Source organism: Streptomyces sp. NPDC058534 (assembly GCF_042717365.1).
Taxonomy (GTDB): Bacteria; Actinomycetota; Actinomycetes; order Streptomycetales; family Streptomycetaceae; genus Streptomyces.
The window spans coordinates 17,601-34,524 of the sequence record NZ_JBHXNW010000030.1; the positions used below are offsets into that span (position 1 = coordinate 17,601).

At 71.4% G+C, this 16,924-nt stretch carries 16 protein-coding genes and 3 pseudogenes; 9 read left to right on the forward strand and 10 right to left on the reverse strand.

Going from position 1 to position 16,924, the window contains the following annotated elements; all coding sequences use genetic code 11:
- Positions 1-75: 75 nt before the first annotated feature.
- Positions 76-291 carry a heavy-metal-associated domain-containing protein gene (locus tag ACFWR9_RS19730; RefSeq protein ID WP_383843607.1) on the forward strand — a complete coding sequence of 72 codons (216 nt, stop codon included), beginning with the start codon at positions 76-78 and terminating at the stop codon, positions 289-291.
- A gap of 220 nt (positions 292-511) precedes the next feature.
- Here ACFWR9_RS19730 and ACFWR9_RS19735 read toward each other — a convergent pair.
- Positions 512-754 (reverse strand): annotated as a pseudogene (locus ACFWR9_RS19735) (MFS transporter); the annotation flags it as partial.
- Positions 751-2,325 carry a DHA2 family efflux MFS transporter permease subunit gene (locus tag ACFWR9_RS19740; RefSeq protein ID WP_383843610.1) on the reverse strand — a complete coding sequence of 525 codons (1,575 nt, stop codon included), beginning with the start codon at positions 2,323-2,325 and terminating at the stop codon, positions 751-753. The gene ACFWR9_RS19740 and the pseudogene ACFWR9_RS19735, both read right to left, overlap by 4 nt.
- A 109-nt stretch (positions 2,326-2,434) precedes the next feature.
- Here ACFWR9_RS19740 and ACFWR9_RS19745 point away from each other — a divergent pair, with 109 nt between their 5' ends.
- A complete protein-coding gene (locus ACFWR9_RS19745; protein ID WP_383843613.1) occupies positions 2,435-3,082 on the forward strand; it encodes a TetR/AcrR family transcriptional regulator in 648 nt (215 codons plus the stop codon).
- An 80-nt stretch (positions 3,083-3,162) separates the two neighbouring features.
- Here ACFWR9_RS19745 and ACFWR9_RS19750 read toward each other — a convergent pair whose 3' ends face one another.
- A complete protein-coding gene (locus ACFWR9_RS19750; RefSeq protein ID WP_383843616.1) occupies positions 3,163-4,002 on the reverse strand; it encodes a helix-turn-helix domain-containing protein in 840 nt (279 codons plus the stop codon).
- A gap of 158 nt (positions 4,003-4,160) precedes the next feature.
- Here ACFWR9_RS19750 and ACFWR9_RS19755 point away from each other — a divergent pair, with 158 nt between their 5' ends.
- The 3 genes from ACFWR9_RS19755 (at position 4,161) to ACFWR9_RS19765 (ending at position 6,688) form a co-directional block, all read left to right on the forward strand.
- Complete coding sequence (locus ACFWR9_RS19755; protein ID WP_383843619.1) at positions 4,161-5,606, forward strand: MFS transporter; 1,446 nt, start codon at positions 4,161-4,163, stop codon at positions 5,604-5,606.
- 533 nt (positions 5,607-6,139) lie between these two features.
- Positions 6,140-6,475, forward strand: coding sequence for a hypothetical protein (locus tag ACFWR9_RS19760; protein ID WP_383843622.1), 336 nt, complete (start codon positions 6,140-6,142; stop codon positions 6,473-6,475).
- A gap of 36 nt (positions 6,476-6,511) precedes the next feature.
- Entirely contained in the window at positions 6,512-6,688 is a 177-nt protein-coding gene (locus tag ACFWR9_RS19765) for a hypothetical protein (protein ID WP_383843625.1), read from the forward strand.
- A 24-nt stretch (positions 6,689-6,712) separates the two neighbouring features.
- Here the strand turns inward: ACFWR9_RS19765 and ACFWR9_RS19770 are convergent, their stop codons facing one another.
- Positions 6,713-9,184 carry an alpha-L-arabinofuranosidase C-terminal domain-containing protein gene (locus ACFWR9_RS19770; RefSeq protein WP_383843628.1) on the reverse strand — a complete coding sequence of 824 codons (2,472 nt, stop codon included), beginning with the start codon at positions 9,182-9,184 and terminating at the stop codon, positions 6,713-6,715.
- Positions 9,185-9,323: 139 nt separating this feature from the next.
- Here ACFWR9_RS19770 and ACFWR9_RS19775 point away from each other — a divergent pair, with 139 nt between their 5' ends.
- Entirely contained in the window at positions 9,324-9,833 is a 510-nt protein-coding gene (locus ACFWR9_RS19775; RefSeq protein WP_383843631.1) for a DUF6314 family protein, read from the forward strand.
- Here ACFWR9_RS19775 and ACFWR9_RS19780 read toward each other — a convergent pair.
- The 4 genes and pseudogenes from ACFWR9_RS19780 to ACFWR9_RS19795 all read right to left on the reverse strand — a co-directional run bounded on the left by ACFWR9_RS19780 (position 9,739) and on the right by ACFWR9_RS19795 (position 12,585).
- Positions 9,739-10,359: a histidine phosphatase family protein gene (locus ACFWR9_RS19780; protein ID WP_383843634.1), complete on the reverse strand. Its 621-nt coding sequence runs from the start codon at positions 10,357-10,359 to the stop codon at positions 9,739-9,741. The genes ACFWR9_RS19775 and ACFWR9_RS19780 overlap by 95 nt on opposite strands.
- 73 nt (positions 10,360-10,432) lie before the next feature.
- A pseudogene (locus tag ACFWR9_RS19785) lies at positions 10,433-10,678 on the reverse strand (GNAT family N-acetyltransferase); the annotation flags it as partial.
- A 218-nt stretch (positions 10,679-10,896) separates the two neighbouring features.
- Positions 10,897-11,091, reverse strand: a pseudogene (locus ACFWR9_RS19790) (GNAT family N-acetyltransferase); the annotation flags it as partial.
- Between the two features lie 54 nt (positions 11,092-11,145).
- Entirely contained in the window at positions 11,146-12,585 is a 1,440-nt protein-coding gene (locus ACFWR9_RS19795; protein ID WP_383843638.1) for a PLP-dependent aminotransferase family protein, read from the reverse strand.
- Here ACFWR9_RS19795 and ACFWR9_RS19800 point away from each other — a divergent pair.
- Together ACFWR9_RS19800 and ACFWR9_RS19805 are read left to right on the forward strand one after the other, a co-directional pair.
- Positions 12,584-13,510: a DMT family transporter gene (locus ACFWR9_RS19800; RefSeq protein ID WP_383843641.1), complete on the forward strand. Its 927-nt coding sequence runs from the start codon at positions 12,584-12,586 to the stop codon at positions 13,508-13,510. The genes ACFWR9_RS19795 and ACFWR9_RS19800 overlap by 2 nt on opposite strands.
- 30 nt (positions 13,511-13,540) lie before the next feature.
- On the forward strand, positions 13,541-13,735 hold the full coding sequence (locus ACFWR9_RS19805; protein ID WP_122617272.1) for a DUF1918 domain-containing protein: 195 nt from the start codon (positions 13,541-13,543) through the stop codon (positions 13,733-13,735).
- 32 nt (positions 13,736-13,767) lie between these two features.
- On the opposite strand, the gene ACFWR9_RS19810 is transcribed toward ACFWR9_RS19805, so the two are convergent.
- On the reverse strand, positions 13,768-15,024 hold the full coding sequence (locus tag ACFWR9_RS19810) for a glycoside hydrolase family 10 protein (protein ID WP_383843648.1): 1,257 nt from the start codon (positions 15,022-15,024) through the stop codon (positions 13,768-13,770).
- A 176-nt stretch (positions 15,025-15,200) separates the two neighbouring features.
- Between ACFWR9_RS19810 and ACFWR9_RS19815 the strand changes: the two genes are divergently transcribed.
- The gene (locus tag ACFWR9_RS19815) at positions 15,201-16,073 is read left to right on the forward strand and encodes a 3-hydroxybutyryl-CoA dehydrogenase (protein ID WP_383843651.1); all 873 of its coding nucleotides are present in this window, start codon (positions 15,201-15,203) and stop codon (positions 16,071-16,073) included.
- 217 nt (positions 16,074-16,290) lie between these two features.
- Here the strand turns inward: ACFWR9_RS19815 and ACFWR9_RS19820 are convergent, their stop codons facing one another.
- Positions 16,291-16,854: an NUDIX domain-containing protein gene (locus ACFWR9_RS19820; protein WP_383843654.1), complete on the reverse strand. Its 564-nt coding sequence runs from the start codon at positions 16,852-16,854 to the stop codon at positions 16,291-16,293.
- Between the last annotated feature and the right edge of the window lie 70 nt (positions 16,855-16,924).

Genomic DNA, 16,924 nt, shown 5'->3' on the forward strand with positions numbered 1-16,924 from the left:
CCGGGAACACTCACACCGATGGACGCATTACCCCCTGGGGGTATCATGTGCCCCCTCTTCGGAAGGAGCAAGCTCATGGTTCAGAGCGTGTACGACGTCAAGGGCATGACCTGTAATCACTGCGTCCAGGCCGTCAGTTCCGAGGTGAACGACCTGTCCGGAGTCAAGGAGGTTCAAGTGGATCTGCCGTCGGGCAAGGTCACGGTGACCAGCGAGCAGCCGCTCGATCCCGCCGCCGTCGCCGCCGCAGTCGACGAGGCCGGCTACGAGCTCGGCGGCGAGTGCCGGTGAACCGGCGGGCGAAACTGCTGCGCCGGGCCGTCGGCCATCCGGTAGTCAGGCTCACGGCCGCGGCGCTTCTACAGGCCGCGGCCTCCCGCCTCACCGACCCCGGAGAGGCGCCGGCTCGGAAGGCCTGTGCATGCGGCGATCACGCCCGCCCCGCTACGGCCTGAGCAGCGTCGCGCCCGTTCGGGGCACCGTACTCCGGGCGCGGACACTGCGCCATGACACCGCGCCGCATCAACCCACCGAAGCAGAGGGTGTAGGCGGTGACTACCCAGGTCAGAGCCTCCCGGCCGAGGTCGAGGTCTGCCGCCATGTCGGGGAGGGCGACGTTCACAACGGTGACGTCGAGGATCAGCATGAACTGCGCGATGCAGATCAGTGCGAGGGCTGCCCAGCGGCGGGGGTCCGCGGGCTGGTCGTGGTCGTGTGCGGCCGTATGCGGCGCACCGGCTGGCGAGTGGGTCATGACGAGTCCTTCGGGCGAGTGGTTTCGGTCGGGCCTGCGCCACGGGAGGGCGCGAGCAGGAGAGCGAGGACCGCGCCCGCCGCGGTGACAGCGGCCCCGGCGAACATCGCCGGCCCCATGCCGTCGACGAACGCGTGGCGGGCGGCTTCGGCGAAGGCGGCTCCGGCCTCGCCGGGCAGCCGCTCTGCGAGGGCGAGCGCGGTGCCGAGAGAGTCCTTGGCGGAGTCGAGGAGTCCTCCGGGGAGGGAAGCCGGGATGCGGTCGAGTTCGCCGCGGTAACGATCGGACAGCAGGCTGCCCATGACGGCGACTCCGCTCGCCGCACCGAGCTGGATGGCGGCGCTGTTGGTGGCCGAGCCCACGCCGAGGTCCGCTTCCGGCAGTGAGCCGACGATGGCGTCACTGGTCGCGGTGATGACGAATCCGGCGCCGGCGCCCAGCAGGAGCATGGCCACGAGGGCCCGGCCGTAGCCCTCCGTCGCACCGGTGGTGCCGAGCACCGCCGCGGACGCGGACAACAAAGCGAGTCCGGCGGCCGACACCGTACGCATGCCGAGGCGTGGCGCGAGGACGCCCGCCAGCGGTCCTGCGACCAGTAGGGCGAGCGCGGCGGGGCCGAGCCGCAGCCCTGTCTGCCCGGCGCTGTAGCCGAGGACGAACTGGAAGTGCTGTACGGCCACGAACAGCGTGCCGATCAGCGCGAACGAGCCGAGCAGGACCAGCAGGTCGCCCGATGCGAGCGCACGGTGCCGGAAGATGCGCAGCGGCAGCATCGGGGACGGGGACCGGCGCTGCCAGACGACGAAGGCGGCGAGCAGCAAGGCACCGGCCGCGAACGCCGTCAGCACGGCGGAACTCGTCCAGCCGCGGTCGGGCCCTTCGATGACCGCCCACAGCACGCTCGCCACGGTCAGGACGGACAGCAGGGCCCCGGCCGGGTCCAGCCGCCGGCTCTGAGGGGCACGGGAATTGGGCACGAACAGGGCGGCGGCAATCAGGCCCCCGATACCTATGGGCAGGTTGATCAGGAACACCGATCCCCACCAGTAGTGGCTCAGCAGCCAGCCGCCGACCATGGGTCCGATCACCGTCCCGACGCCGACCGCCGCCGACCAGATGCCGATCGCCTTGGTGCGTTCGGCACCGCTGGGGAAGACGTTCCCGATGACGGCGAGCGTGGCGGGCATGATCAGCGCCTCGCCGACGCCCATGGCTCCGCGGGCGAGAACCAATGTGGTGACGGATCCGGCATACGCGGCGACGACGGACGCCGTTGTGAACAGAACCATGCCGGACATGAAGATCCACTTGCGGCCGAGACGGTCCGCCAGGCTGCCGCAGAACAGCACCAGGCTGCCGGACATCAGCGCATAACTGTCGACGATCCACTGCAACTGGCTCGTGGACGCGCCGAGTTCGCCGACGAGAGTCGGCAGGGCGACGTTCAGCACGGTGGTGTCGAGCCCGACAACCAGCAAGCTCACGCTGACGACGGCGAGGGTGAGCCATCGCCGGACCGGCGGATCGGCGGTCTGCGGTGAGCGGGCCATCGAGTGAGTCACGGAAGGCACGAGGTCCCCTTTCTCGTGCACGGTCTCGCTCGACCGCACATAACTGAACCATACTGTTCAGTTCATGTGAACTCAACCGTTCAGTTCAGATGGGTGCTAGGGTCGGCTCATGAGCGTGGACAGCGTCAAACAGCCCCCCAGCGGACCCCGCGCGGAGCTCAAGCGGCAGGCCATCGTGCGGGCCGCCCGCGACCTGTTCCTGCAGGAGGGATTCGGCGTCGGAATGGACACCATCGCCGCCGAGGCCGGCGTGTCCAAGGTGACCGTCTACAACCACTTCGGCAGCAAGGAAGCTCTGTTCACGGCGGTCATCACGAACGCGCTCGACGAGCCTCTCGCCGGTGAGTCGTCGGCCGCGCTGGAGGGCCTGGCCGAGGCCGAGGACCTTCGGGCCGCTCTCGTCGAGGCCGCCCGCGCCTGGGTCCAGGCCGTCCGCACCAACCACGAGGTCACCGCTCTGCGCAACCTCGTCGCAGCCGAGCTTCACCGCTTCCCCGAGCTGGGCGAGGCCTGGAGGCACCGCGGCACGGAAAGTCACCACCCCGCAGTCGCCAACGCCCTGCATGCCCTCACCGAGCAGGGCCGACTGAGGATCCCCGACCTACAGGTGGCGATCATCCAGTTCTACGGGCTCCTGGTCTTCCCTCACATGGTCTTCAGCTCCTACGGCACGCACATCGACGACGACGTGACGGACCGTCTCATCATTGGCGGCGTCGATATGTTCCTGACCCACTACGGTCGACGGGACGCGTAGGGGCCCATCCGCGTCGATGCGCTGGAGCGACGCGACGACAGGGAGCCGGTCCGGCGACGGGGCGACGCAGGGCAGCCTCCTCACAGAGGAGCGGAGGGCCCGCCCGGTCCCCTCTCCTTCTCGACTGGCACCACGCTCGTACAAGAGGCCTCAAACGCAGCGTCCCCGTTGAGGTAGCCCCTCGGGGATGTGCCGACCGTTCGGCGGAACGCCGCGAGAAATGCGCTCGGTGTCGCGTATCCCACGGCGTGTGCGACCCGCGACACGGATCGGCCTTCCGCGAGAAGGGGAAGGGCGGCCCGAAGCCGCATATGAGTTCGCCACCGATCGAAGCTCATGCCCGTGTCCTGGACGAACAGCCGCGTCAGTGTGCGTCGACTCACCCCGATGTCCCGTGCGTGGACGTCAAGGCTGCGCGCATCTGCGGGATCGGCGAGCAAGGCGTCGGCCACGGCGCAAACGCGCTCGTCGACGGGGCGTGGGACCTCGATGGGCAGGGTCGGCAAAGGGTGCAGCAGGTCCAGTACGACCGCCTCGGCTCGCAGCCGTACGTCATCGGGCAGGTCCTGCCGGTTGAGGTGGTGGATCAGGTGGGCCAGCAGGCCGTCGACGCCGACTGGCGTGGGATCTTTCCAGTCCAGAGAGCAGCGGTCCGGTTCAAGGTAGAGGCTGAGCAGCACGGCGTCGCGGGTCGCGCCGGTCCGGTGGATGACCCCCGCGGGCAGCCACAGCGCCCGGGTGGGCGGCAGGACCCAGTACGTGTCGTCGACGGCAACGCCGAGCACACCCCGTGGCGTCCAGGCCAGCTGGTGCTGCGGGTGACTGTGCGGGGCTGTCCACTGCCCCGACGACAGGGGGAAGTTTCCGACGACGATCGCCCCGACTCCGGGTGGGACAGTGCCGGCGGCGGCTTCGGTCATGGGCCCAGCGTATGTCCTCAACGTGATACTGCATGGCCTCGTAGCGGATTGTGGCCAGCTCCGGCCGGTACATAGCGTCGTCTCATGCCGACCAGCCACTCGTTCCAGAGGCGCCAGCGCGGTCCGCACCGGCTGGCCACGCCGACGGGATGCCCGTCATGACATCAACTTCAGCCCCTGCCGCCATCACGGGCCACCGCCGGTCGGCGCTGGCTGTGCTGTGCCTGGTGCAGTTCATGCTCGTCCTGGACGACAACGTGGTGAGCGTCGCCCTCCCCAGCCTCCGGGACGATCTCGGCTTCAGTACCGCGGGCCTGGCCTGGGTCGTCAACGCGTACTTTCTCGCCTTCGGTGGGCTGCTGTTGCTCTTCGGCCGGGTGTCCGACCTGCTGGGCCGACGACGCGTCTTCCTCAGCGGTGTGGCGCTGTTCGGTGCGGCGAGTCTCCTCTGCGGGCTGGCCCAGGAGCCGTGGCAACTGGTGGCCGGGCGGTTCGTCCAGGGTGCGGGCTCGGCCATGGCCAGCCCGGCTTCGTTGTCGTTGATCACGCTCCTGTTCCCCGGTACCGAGGAGCGTGCCGAGGCAATGGGCGTCTGGGGCGGCATCGCCGGTCTGGGCGGCACTATGGGCCTGGTGATCTCGGGTGCACTGACCGGCTTCACCTCCTGGCGCTGGATCTTTCTGATCAACCTCCCTGTGGTGCTTCTGGCCCTTGTGCTGCTCCCGCGTCTGGTCGCCGAGAGCCGGGCCACCCGCCAGGCCGGCCTGGACGTGCCTGGCGCGGTACTGGGCACCGGCGCCGTCGTGTCCCTTGTCTACGGTCTGCTCCAGGCCGGCGAATCGGGTTGGGGCGACCTGGCCTGCGTCGGGCCCCTGCTCCTTGCCGCAGTCCTGGCCGTCTCGTTCCTCGTTGTCGAGTCACGCACGGCGGAGCCACTGGTGCCGTTGGCGTTCCTGGCCTCGCGGATCCGAGCCGTCGCCAACGGCGCGACGCTGCTGTTCTCCGCCGCCATGTACGCGATGGCCTTCCTGCTGATGGTCCACGTGCAGACGGTGCTCGGCTACGGCCCGCTGAAGGCCGGCGTCGCCTACCTGCCCTACTGCGCCGGGATGCTCGCGGGCATGTGGCTCTCCTCCCGCGCGGTGATCAGGCTGGGGATGCGGAGGACTCTCGTTACGTCGTTCCTGATCAGCTCAGGCGGGCTGCTTCTGTTGTCCGGCGTGGCGCCGAGCGACAGTTACGCATCCGGGGTGCTGCCCGGCATGCTCGTCACGAGTCTCGGATGCGGCCTGAGCCTGCCCGTCCTGACGGTCGCGGCGGTTTCCGGCACCACCGAGGAGAACGCCGGTCTCGGCTCGGCCGTCCTCAGCTCCGTTCAACAGGTGGGCGGTGCTGTGGGCGTGGCGGGGCTGGTCACTCTGGCCGCACGTCACAGCGACACCCTGGCCGAGTCAACCGACCCGCTGCACGCCGCGACGGAAGGCTTCTCTCTCGCGCTGACCGTCACTGCCGTCCTCCTCGTGATCGGCGCCGCCCTCATCGCCACGCTGCTCACAAGCCGCGACTCGGGGTCCGCAGTTGACGCGCGCGACACTCCTGCCTGACTGGGGCGGGCGCCGCCGTGTCTTTCTCGAGGCTCTGACCTCGTCCGGGGCACGTAGCGGTCGGCTCGAAATGGTCCAGGGGTGGGGCGCCGTGTGGTGCCCCACCCCCTCATCGACGGCTGCCTCGCCGAGACCGGCCTGATCATCAACCCCTGACCGCAGACGACACCACGAGTTCAACCTCAGTAGCCTGCTGGCCTGGGGGTGCACCCGGGGTTCCGACACCCTCTTCTGGGACACCTCCGTCTCGGCCGATCCGGACGAGTGGACGGTGGTCGTCCGGCACCAGGGCTCCGTGCCGGGGAGCGGCCTGCTGGACTGGCACGCCTACGACCTCACCCTCACCGAGTACCTGCGCCACGCCGTCCGGGACACCTGGGAGCTGCCCTCCCCGCCCGGCCCGCTGATGGGCCCCGTGACCGGCAGCGTCGCCCGCACCGCTGCCGACGGCCGCGCCCTGGACTCCGCCGGCGGCGGTCCCTCCCCGGCTGACCGACGGGCAGCGGCGCTTCGCCCTGGAGACCGGCACCGGAATGGACGCCCTGCGCCTGCTGTCACCGCCGCCCGAGCGCCCCTATCTCGGCGGCGGCACCTGGGAGGGGCTGTTCGCGGAGCTGGGCACGCGGCTGCCGGACGAGTACGTGCGGCTGATGGACCTGTACGGCGCCGGCAGCTGGAGCGAGTACCTGCGCTTCCTCACCCCCCTGCGGACCGGTGAGCGACGCTTCGCCACTCATGTCGAGACGGTTCTCGGCGCGTACCGCTCGCACCGGGACAGGTTCCCGGAGTCGTACCGGCTCACCGCCTGGCCCGAGCCCGGTGGCCTCCTGCCCTTCGCCAACTCCATCGACGCCGACCACCTCGGATGACTCACGGAGGGCGACGACCCCGACGCATGGCCGCTGGTGGTGTGGCCGCGCCACGCCCCTCAGGGGCCGCCCCTGGAGGGCGGCCTGGTCGACACCCTGGTCGCCTGGCAGCGCGGCAGCCTCGTCACCCACGGGCTGGCGGGCCTGGACGAGGACGACGACCCGTTGGAGTTCGCGGGGTTCGAGGCCTGGGACGACCGCGCCTACTGGTGAGACCGTCCCAGGCCGTCCGGCCGGCTACCGCTGCCTGATCCGCAGGAACGTCACCGAATTCGCCGGGAACGTGTACGTGAACTCGCTCGCCACCCCGGAGAACGTCGACCGCACCGGGGTGACCGGGGTGTCCGTCTCCGTGTTCACCGCGTCCTGGTCCGCGGCCAGCGTGGTGACGCGGGCCTTGGAGGCGACCTTCGCTCCGCCGAGGTCGACCGCCGTGCGGGCCGCCGTGGCCTGGGCGTTGACGACCTTGACGATCAGGTCGCCGGTGCGCGCGTCCTCCGTGACGACTTGGCGGAACGGCTCGGCCGGCTTGTCGGTGAAGCTGCCCCACTCCTCGCCGTCGAGGGAGAGAGTCACCTGGCGGCCCCGCACCTTGACGTCGATGTCGTAGGCACGGCCCGTCTCGATCGAGCCGGCCTTCGACAGGAGCGTCGACTTGCCGCCGTCCGCGGCCTGTTCGACGGCGGACCGCGTGTTGTTCCAGCCGCCCAGGTTCCACCAGTAGTAGTTGCCGGTGTCCTTGACGCCGAAGGCGACGAGGAAGCCCTCCTTGCCCGCCTTCTTGGTGGCCCTGACGTGCAGGTCGTAGTTCTGCCAGGCGGGGTCGCCCGCCGTGACCATGGTGTCCTCGGCGGCGGTGTCCGTCTGGACGTAGGCGCCGTCCTGGACGGTCCAGCTGCCCGCGCCCGTGTGGGTCCACTGCGAGGCGTCACCGGCGAAGTCGTCGGACAGGAGGGTCCGCCCGTCCGCCGAGGTCACCTTCACGTCGTCGTACGCCGCGCTGGTCGCCCACGTCGACAGGCCCACGGCGCCGGTGATGGGGCCGCCGGCGTCCGGAGTACTCGTCGCCGTGGACGGGACGACGTGGTCGCCGGTGTTGTTCATGAAGAGCTTCTGGACCTCGTAGTTCGCCGAGCCCCAGGACGCGTGGTTGTTGAACCAGATCATGTCCGGGCTCCACTGCACGTAGTCCTCGTTGGCGAGCAGCGGGGCGTAGGAGGCGAGCTCGACGACGTCCGCGTTGCGTTCGAGGCCGGTCATGAAGGCCGCCTCGGACAGGGCGTTCTTCCAGGCGTTGCCCTGGGAGGCGTATTCGCCGAGGAAGACCTTCGGACCGCTCCGGTCGTAGGAGTCGTAGCGGTCGTTGTTCTGGAGGAACCACTGCGGGCTGTTGTAGTAGTGCTCGTCGACCATGGCGACGCCTGCCTCGCGGTTCAGCTGCCATGCCGTGTCGAAGGTGGTGCCGGAGTCGTCCGGGCCGGAGTTGGAGACGACGGTGATGTCCGGGTACTCCGCTTCGATGGCGGCGCGGAACTCCTTGAAGCGGGCCATGAACTCCCTGGGAAGGTTCTCCTCGTTGCCGACGCCGATGTGGGTGAGGCGGAAGGGCCTGGGGTGGCCCATTTCGGCGCGCTTGGCGCCCCACTCACTGGTGCGGGGGCCGTTGGCGAACTCGATGAGGTCCAGGGTGTCCTGGATGTGCCGCCGCAGCAGCGCGTCGTCGTCGACCGCCTGGTTCTGGCCGCAGCCGGTGACCAGGGCGGGGACGACGGGCAGGGGCATGGCGCCGATGTCCTCGGCGAAGCGGAAGTACTCGTAGTAGCCGAGGCCGTAGCTCTGGTTGTAGCCCCAGAAGTTGGCGTTGGTCGCGCGCTCCTCGACGGGGCCGATGGTGTCCTTCCACTGGTAGCTGCGCTCGCGCTGCCAGCCGCTCGCCTCGCTGTAGTCCTCCATGGAGCCGGTGTTGACGAGGCAGCCGCCGGGGAAGCGCAGGAAGCCGGGGCGCAGGGCCTCGATCTTCTCGGCGAGGTCCTCGCGCAGGCCGTTCGGCTGGTGCTTGTAGGTGTCGCGCGGGAAGAGCGACACCATGTCGAGGGCGGCCGGGGCGGCGGTGGTCACGGCGAGCCTGCCGCGGTCGCTGGTGCGGGTCGCGGTGAAGGTGGCGGTGTACTTGCGCCACTCGCCCTTCGCGGCCACCTCGCGCACCTTCGCGAGCGTCCCGGCGGCGTCCCGGAGGGTGACGGTGAGGGTGGTGCCGCCGGCGGCGCGGGCCCACACCGAGAAGTCGTACTTCTCGCCCTCGTCGACGTGGACGCCGGTGTTGTAGCCGCCGTTGACGACCGACGCACCGGCACCCAGGGAGAGGTAGTTGCGGTTGCGCTCGTTGAGCCGGCCCGCGTCGTCCAGCACCCGGGCCGGGCCGTCGGCCGTCCAGGAGGTGAGCGGCGTGTACGAGGCGTGATCGGCGGTGGAGTACTCGAAGGACCGGTTCTGCACCAGCTCGGCGTAGAGGCCGCCGTCGGCGGCCCGGTTGATGTCCTCGTAGAAGACGCCGTACATCGTGTCGTCGATCGCGGCGCCCCGGGCGGACGGGTCGACGGTGATCGTGTAGTCGGCGGCGGCCTCCGCGCGTGCCGGGGACGGCAGCAGGGCCGAGGCCGTCAGGAGGGCGGTGACGCTGAGACCGAGTCTCCAGCGGGTGCGTGACATGGATACTCCGCGGCTCTCACTAGGTTGTTCGAGATATCGGACGTTGGTCAGCACTTCGAACGGCAAGATAGGGAGGTGACCGGAGTGCGTCAATGGGTCACGCAGCAACCAGTGGGCCGGGGCCGGAAAGCGAGTGGAAATGGGCGAGTTGTGGCCGGTGCCGGACGTGCTGGCGTATCTCGCGGGCCGGTGGCGCACCGAGCGCACGGTGCGGGACCTGGCGAGCGGCGCGGAGGGCCGCTTCGAGGGGACCACCGCGTTCGACGCCCTGACGGAGGGCGGGCTGCTGAGCCGGGAGTCCGGCGCCTTCACCTGGCAGGGCGTGACCCGGCCCGCGGAACGGACGCTGCGCTACGCGCCGGGGAGCGCTCCGGGCACCGCCGACGTGCGCTTCGCGGACGGCCGCCCCTTCCACGGCCTCGACCTGACCTCGGGACGCCATGTGGCCGGCCATCCGTGCGCCGCCGACCTCTACCGCGGCGAGTTCACCGTCCAGGGCCCAGGCCGCTGGCGGACGGTGTGGCGGGTGGGCGGCCCGGCCAAGGACCTGCTGCTCACAACGGATTATCTTCGTGAAACGCCGGATGCGCGGCCCACTGCGGAGGGGTTCCCTCGAAACGCAGACTCCAGCGGCCCGCCCGCCCCGTGACCGTGGTCGCCGACAGGGGCCGCACGTCCAGGTTCCAGTAGGTCGCCGGCGGCGCCCGCAGCGCGTAGACCAGCGCGGCCCGGATCACGGAGGGCTCGGCCACGGCGACGATGCGGTCGCCGTCCTCGCCCGGGCGGGTGTCGAGCCAGCCGCCGACCCGGCTGATGAAGACCAGCAGCGACTCCCCGCCGTGCGGGGCCGACCACGGGTCGGCGAGCCAGGCGTCCACCGTCCCCGGCTCGCGGGCCATGGCCTCGGCGAGCGTCAGCCCGCGCCAGCGGCCCATGTCGCACTCCCGCAGGGCGAGTTGGACCAGCGGCGCGCAGCCGAGGGCGTCCCCGGTGGCGCGGCTGCGGGGCGTGGGCGAGCAGTAGCGCAACTCGGCCGCCGCCAGCGGCAGCAGGCTGCCCGCGGCGCGCAGCACCTCGTCCCATCCGGCCTGGTCCAGCGGGCGGTCGTCGTCGAAGCGCTCAGCGAGCAGCGGTGAGCTGCGTGCGGAGGCGACGAACGTGACCCGAAGCGCCATGCCGTGATGGTGGAGCGCAAAGGTGACCAGGTCAAGGGGTGTTACCTGGGGGCTACGCAGGATGCACCGCTGGTCACGGCCCGGAGGTGGGCGCCATCCACTGGTCGGGCCGGTCCAGCGCGGTGAAGCCGAGCTTCTCGTAGACCCCGTGCGCGTCGTGCGTGGCCAGCAGGATCCTGCGCAGCCCGTACGCCCTCAGGTGCTCGCGCACCGCCGCGACCAGTGCCGAGCCGAGGCCCTTGGCGCGCATGGCGGGGTCGACGTACACGTCGCACAGCCACGCGAAGGTCGCCAGGTCGATGATGACCCGGGCGTGGGCCTGTCCGGCGGATCAGGCCGCGGGAAAGCTGCGTTGCCTGATCGGCCCCGGTGAGCGGGGTCTGGTGCGTGCAGCTGCGAGGCGGAGGAGGGCGACAGGGCGGAGCCCTGGCAACCGACGACAACGCCGCTGGGGGTACCTCCCACGCCCTTAAGGCAGTGGGGGAGCGCGTGCCGGACCCCGCGTCCGCGGCAGGATCCGCCGGACAGGCCCAACGCCACCCGCTCCCCCGACAGGGCGTCGTAGACCCCGAAGTCGAGTGAGCCCTCGATGGCCCGGTCCTGCTTCTCGCGGGGCCGCCCGAGGGCCCAGTACGCGTCGGTGGAGAGCCGGTGGTGCACGCGCTCCGCGCCGATCCGCCGCGGGTCGGTGGACATCTCGTAGCCCTCGGGCAGTCTCGGGGTGTGGGTCATGCCGGGATGCTCGCAGGGCCGGTGAGACCGCGTCGACCGGATATCGCACCGGGGTCAGCCACCCCACATCTCCGTGCAGGCGGTGCGCAGCCGGCGTACCCCTTCGGCGATCTCGCCGGCGCCCGCCACCGCCGCGAAGCTCAGCCGGAGGTGGGCGGCGGGGGGTTCGGCGCTGAAGTAGGGACGGCCCGGGGTGATCGCCACGCCCGCGCGCAGGGCGGCCGCGGTGAGCGCGACCTCGTCGGTGCCGTCGGGCAGGCGGAGCCACAGGTGGTAGCCGCCGGACGGGATGTGCGGCAGCGACACCTCGGGCAGGTGCAGCCGCAGCGCGGACGTCATCGCGTCCCGCCGGTCCTTCAACTCGGCGGCGATGGCGCGCAGATGACGCGGCCAGGCGGGCGACCCGACGAGTTCCAGCGCCGCCTCCTGGAGGGGCCGGGGCACGAAGAAGGTGTCGACGACCTGGATGGCCCGCAGCCGCTCCAGGACCGGCCCGCGCGCGGCCAGCGCGCTGACCCGGAAGCTGGGCGAGGTCGCCTTGGTCAGCGAGCAGACGTGGACCACGACGCCGTCCGGGTCGTCGGCGGCGAGCGGCGCGGGCAGCGGTCCCGCGTCCTCGTGCACGAGCCGCCGCACGAAGTCGTCCTCCACGACGAAGGCGCCGGCCGCCCGCGCGATGCGCAGCACCTCACGGCGCCGCTCCGGGGCGAGCACGGCACCGGTCGGGTTCTGGAACAGGGGCTGGCAGACGAGGAGGCGGGCACCGGTGGCCCGGAAGGCGTCGGCGAGCAGGGACGGGCGGACGCCGTCGGCGTCCACGGGGACCGGCACCGGACGCAGTCCGGCCGCCCGCGCGATGGCCAGCATGCCGGGGTACGTCGGGGACTCGACCAGCACGGGGGTGCCGGGCGGGGTGAGGGCGCGCAGGGCGGTGGTCAGCGCGGACTGCCCGCCCGCCGTGATCAGCACCTCCGCTGCCGTGATGGCCCCGCCGATCCCCCGCGCGAACCACTCCCGCAGCTCCGGCAGCCCCTCCATCGGCGGCCGCCCCCACGCACCGGGCCGCCGCCCGGCGCGCGCCAGGGCCGCGGCCATCGCACGCTCGGGCTGGAGCGACGGGTGCAGGTAGCCGCCGTTGAACTCCACGACGCCGGGCGCCGGGGCGGCCAGCGAGACCAGCACGCCCGAGGCGTCCACCGTGCGCGGTACGAGGTCGGCGGCGCCGTCGGCGCTGAGCGCGACCTCCTGCCAGGAGGTGTCCCCGGCGGGTGCGGCCGTGGGGCGCGGCCGGGCGCGGAAGGCGCCGGCGCCGGGCCGGGTGACGACCAGCCCCTCGGCGGCCAGTTGCGCCAGGGCCCGGGAGACGGTCACCGGGCTCACCCGGAACCGGTCGACGAGGGACCGGCTGGACGGGAGCTTTCCGCCGGGTGAGTAGCGGTCGAGCTCTCGTCGCAACTCACTCACCAGGTCAGCGACACTGCTACGCTCTTGCATGAGAGCACAGAGTAGCGCTATCGCACCGTCCGGGATAGCGGTCGGAGATCCGGAGGCGAGCACCGGCGGCCGGTCCTCCGGCACGCTCCAGGCCGCGCTCGGCGTCCTCGCCTTCTCCCTCACCTTCCCGGCCACCGCCTGGGGCCTGGAGGGCTTCGGCCCCTGGTCCCTGATCGCCGTGCGCAGCATCCTGGCCGCGGTGATCGCCGGGGGCTGCCTGCTCGTGCTGCGGGTGGCGTTCCCCGAACGGCGGCACTGGGCCGGCCTCGCGGTGGTCGGCGCCGGGGTGGTCCTGGGCTTTCCGCTCCTGACCACGCTCGCGCTGCAGACGTCGACGACCGCGCACGCCGCCGTCGTGGTCGGCCTGCTCCCGCTGACCACCGCGCTGTTCTCCGCCCTGCGCATCGGCACCCGGCCCTCGCGCACCTTCTGGCTCGCCGCCCTGGCGGGTGCGGCGGCCGTGATCGCGTTCACGGTGCAGCAGAGCGGCGGGGCGCTGACCTCGGCCGACGCCTATCTCTTCGCGGCGCTGCTGGTGTGCGCGGCCGGCTACACGGAGGGCGGCCGGCTGGCCCGGGTGATGCCGGGCTGGCACGTGATCGGCTGGGCGCTGGTGCTGTGCCTGCCGCTGACGGTGCCGATGGCCGCGGTGGCCCTGTCGTTCGAGCCGGTGCAGCTGACGGCGCACAGTGTGACCGGGCTGCTGTGGGTGGCGGCGGGCTCGCAGTTCCTCGGCCTGGTCGTCTGGTACCGGGGCATGGCGGCCATCGGCATCCCGAAGGCCAGCCAGTTGCAGCTGGCGCAGCCGCTGCTCACACTGGTGTGGTCGGTACTTCTCCTGGGCGAGCACCTGACGGTGGCCGCTCCGCTGACGGCCGCGGCGGTACTGGTGTGCATCGCGGTCACCCAGCGGGCCCGGGGCTGAGAGCGGCACACAGGCGAGGAGGCCTCACGCATGCACGCAATGAAGGGCGACCAGCTGGTGCAGCACGGCCGGGTGGTCGGTGAACACGACAAGGTCGGCGAGATCGTCGAGGTCCTGGGCGAGAAGGGCTCTCCCCCGTACCGGGTCCGGTTCGAGGACGGGCACGAGGGCGTGTGCTCGCCCGGCCCCGACACCGAGATCCGGCACCGGGAGATCCAGCTCTAGGGCATCCTCCGGGGCATCGGATCCGGAGCGGCTCAGCGCGGGGCGGCGGCCGGCAGGGTGTAGTGGTCCGCCGCCACCCGCGCCATCGCGCCGCCCCGGTCCTCCGCCACGTCCTTGGCGGAGAAGAAGACGTGTCCGCGCACCTGCGGGTAACGCGCGGCCAGCGCGACGTGCCGGGACAGTTCGGCCGGGTCCTGCCAGGCGGCGGGCTGTGCCGGGTCCCCGGCCTTGTACAGCGCCTCTCCCACGTACAGCTGCGTCCGGCTGCCCTCGGCCACCTCGGCCCACCAGGGGAGCAGCTTCGCGTAGTCCGCGCCGTTCTGGCCGATACTCCAGTACAGCTGCGGCACGACGTAGTCGATCCAGCCCTCGCGCACCCACTTGCGGGTGTCCGCGTACAGGTCGTCGTACGTCTGGACACCCGCCCGGGTGTCCGAGCCGCGCTGGTCGGTGGCCGCGTTGCGCCACACCCCGAAGGGGCTCACCCCGAAACGGGCGGCCGGGCGGACCTTCTTGACCCGTGCCGCGGTCTCGCGCACCAGCCGGTCGATGTTGTCCCGCCGCCAGTCGGCCCGGCTGCCGAAGCCGGCGCCGGCGCCGAAGGTGCGGTAGGCCACGCCGTCGTCGAAGCTCTCGCCCGCCACCGGATAGGGGTAGAAGTAGTCGTCGAAGTGGACGCCGTCCACGGCGTACTTCTCCACCGCGTCGAGCATCGCGTCCTGGACGAAGGCCCGGACCTCGGGCAGCCCGGGGTTGTAGTAGAGCTTCCCGCCGTACGGCACCACCCACTCGGGGTGCTGGCGCGCGGGGTGGGCGGGCACCAGTCGGCTCGGGTCGTCGTGCAGGGAGACGCGGTACGGGTTGAACCAGGCGTGCAGCTCCAGGCCGCGCGCGTGGGCCTCCTTCACCGCAGTGCCCAGCGGGTCCCAGCCCGGGTCGCGCCCCTGGCTGCCGGACAGGTACTGCGACCACGGCTCGTACGGCGAGGGCCACAGCGCGTCGGCCGTCGGCCGCACCTGGAGGATCACCGTGTTCAGACGGTGCCGGACCGCGTTGTCCAGGTGCTCGACCAGTTCCGCGCGCTGCTCCGAGGCGCGCAGCCCGGCGCGGGTGGGCCAGTCGCGGCCGGCCACCGTGGCCAGCCACATGCCCCGCATCCCGGCGGCGGCGCGGCGCACCGGCGGTTTCGACGCGGAGACCGGCGCCGCCGACGCCGCGGGCGCCATGGTGAACGCCGACACCGCCGACACCGCCGCCACCGCGAAGGCACGACGCGAGACACCGCCCATGGGGAGACCTCCTGAACGCTGGGGATCCGCACCCTCACGGATCGTGTGTGGGGCCTCAGCATGCCCGACCCGGGAGACGGATCCGTGACCATTCGGGGGTAACGTGCTCGATCGGAGCAGGCGCCGGGGACCCCGGTGCGCCTGCTACCAGCCTTGAAGTCAGCGAAAGGGACGATGTGACCGGCATCTCGGGAGATATCGCACGCGTCGGCGTGGTGGGCTGCGGCCAGATGGGGGCGGGCATCGCCGAGGTGTGCGCCCGCTCCGGTCTGGAGGTGATGGTCGCCGAGACCACGGGCGAGGCTCTGGAGATCGGCCGCACCCGGCTGTACAACTCGCTGGCCAAGGCCGCCGAGCGCGGCAAGATCACCGAGGAGGAGCGGGACGCCACCCAGACGCGGCTGAGCTTCACCACCGATCTCGGCGAGTTCGCCGACCGTGACCTGGTGATCGAGGCCGTCGTCGAGAACGAGCAGGTCAAGACGGAGATCTTCCAGGTGCTCGATCAGGTCGTGACCCGGCCGGACGCGATCCTGGCCTCCAACACCTCCTCGATCCCGCTGGTGAAGCTGGCGGTCGCCACCTCGCGGCCCGACCACGTCATCGGCATCCACTTCTTCAACCCGGCCCCGGTGCAGCAGCTGGTGGAGCTGATCCCCGCGCTCACCACGTCCGAGGGCACGCTCAGCCGGGCGCAGCTGTTCACCGAGAAGGTGCTCGGCAAGCACGCCATCCGCGCCCAGGACCGCTCCGGCTTCGTGGTGAACGCGCTGCTGATCCCGTACCTGCTCTCCGCGATCCGGATGTTCGAGTCGGGCATCGCCAGCCGTGAGGACATCGACAACGGCATGGAGATGGGCTGCGCCCACCCGATGGGCCCGCTGAAGCTGGCCGACCTGATCGGCCTGGACACGGTCTCCTCGGTGGCGTACTCGATGTACGAGGAGTACAAGGAACCGCTGTACGCCGCTCCCCCGCTGCTCCAGCGCATGGTCGACGCGGGCCGCCTGGGCCGCAAGAGCGGCTCGGGCTTCTACTCCTACGGCTGATTACGCGCAGCTACCCCGTACGAGCCCGGCACCTCAGGTGGTGCCGGGCCCGCGGCTTTCACACGGCGTGTGCGCCCCGGTCCCGCATATGCCGCCCGCACACTCTCCCCACGCGTCCACCAGGCGAGTTGAGTCGAGGGCGGGCACGCCCTGCTCTCCCACCGCACCGAGGAGACCGCCAAGGAACTGGAGTGGCGGTCTGGCAGGCCCTCGGGCGCTAGCCGGCGCGGCCGAGGGCGGGCGGGGTGTCCTGTCCGAGCCTGAGGTGGTGCAGCAGGAGTAACGCGGCCGCCATGTTGGCGGCCGGGACCTCCCCGCGGGCGACCAGGTCGGGAACGAGCTTGAGCGGAATCCACTCCCGGCGGTCCGACTCGAAGTCGTCCACGGGGTGCCCGACGTACGCGCCCTCGTCGGCCCAGTAGACGTGGTGCCGGGCGTCGGTGAGCCCGTTGGACGGCTCCACGCTCATCAGGTGGCGCAGCGGTCCCGGCCGCCAGCCGGTCTCCTCCTCCAGCTCCCTGGCCGCCGCAGCCGCGACGTCCTCGCCGTCCTCGACGACGCCGGCCGCCAGTTCCCAGCCCCAGCTGTCGGTGATGAAGCGGTGCCGCCACAGCAGGAGGACCTCGTTCGCCTCGTTCACGACCGTGGCCACGGCCACCGGGCGCATCCGTATGAGGAAGTGGTCGAGATGCCGCCCGTCCGGTAGTTCGACATCGGCGAGATTGACGCTGAACCAGCGATTTGCGTACACATTTTGTTCGCTCTGTTTCGTCCACTGCACGGTTCTGCCACCTTTCTTGGAGTAGGTGGCAATATCGCAGCAGCAGCGTCCCGGCAGCAGGCGCACGGCG

Excerpts from the sequence above, each read along its gene's own strand:
- ACFWR9_RS19730 (WP_383843607.1), top strand. The coding sequence starts at position 76 with ATGGTTCAGAGCGTGTACGACGTCAAGGGCATGACCTGTAATCACTGC.
- ACFWR9_RS19745 (WP_383843613.1), top strand. The coding sequence starts at position 2,435 with ATGAGCGTGGACAGCGTCAAACAGCCCCCCAGCGGACCCCGCGCGGAG.
- ACFWR9_RS19750 (WP_383843616.1), bottom strand. The coding sequence starts at position 4,002 with ATGACCGAAGCCGCCGCCGGCACTGTCCCACCCGGAGTCGGGGCGATC.
- ACFWR9_RS19755 (WP_383843619.1), top strand. The coding sequence starts at position 4,161 with ATGACATCAACTTCAGCCCCTGCCGCCATCACGGGCCACCGCCGGTCG.
- ACFWR9_RS19760 (WP_383843622.1), top strand. The coding sequence starts at position 6,140 with ATGGACGCCCTGCGCCTGCTGTCACCGCCGCCCGAGCGCCCCTATCTC.
- ACFWR9_RS19770 (WP_383843628.1), bottom strand. The coding sequence starts at position 9,184 with ATGTCACGCACCCGCTGGAGACTCGGTCTCAGCGTCACCGCCCTCCTG.
- ACFWR9_RS19775 (WP_383843631.1), top strand. The coding sequence starts at position 9,324 with ATGGGCGAGTTGTGGCCGGTGCCGGACGTGCTGGCGTATCTCGCGGGC.
- ACFWR9_RS19780 (WP_383843634.1), bottom strand. The coding sequence starts at position 10,359 with ATGGCGCTTCGGGTCACGTTCGTCGCCTCCGCACGCAGCTCACCGCTG.
- ACFWR9_RS19800 (WP_383843641.1), top strand. The coding sequence starts at position 12,584 with ATGAGAGCACAGAGTAGCGCTATCGCACCGTCCGGGATAGCGGTCGGA.
- ACFWR9_RS19795 (WP_383843638.1), bottom strand. The coding sequence starts at position 12,585 with ATGCAAGAGCGTAGCAGTGTCGCTGACCTGGTGAGTGAGTTGCGACGA.
- ACFWR9_RS19805 (WP_122617272.1), top strand. The coding sequence starts at position 13,541 with ATGCACGCAATGAAGGGCGACCAGCTGGTGCAGCACGGCCGGGTGGTC.
- ACFWR9_RS19810 (WP_383843648.1), bottom strand. The coding sequence starts at position 15,024 with ATGGGCGGTGTCTCGCGTCGTGCCTTCGCGGTGGCGGCGGTGTCGGCG.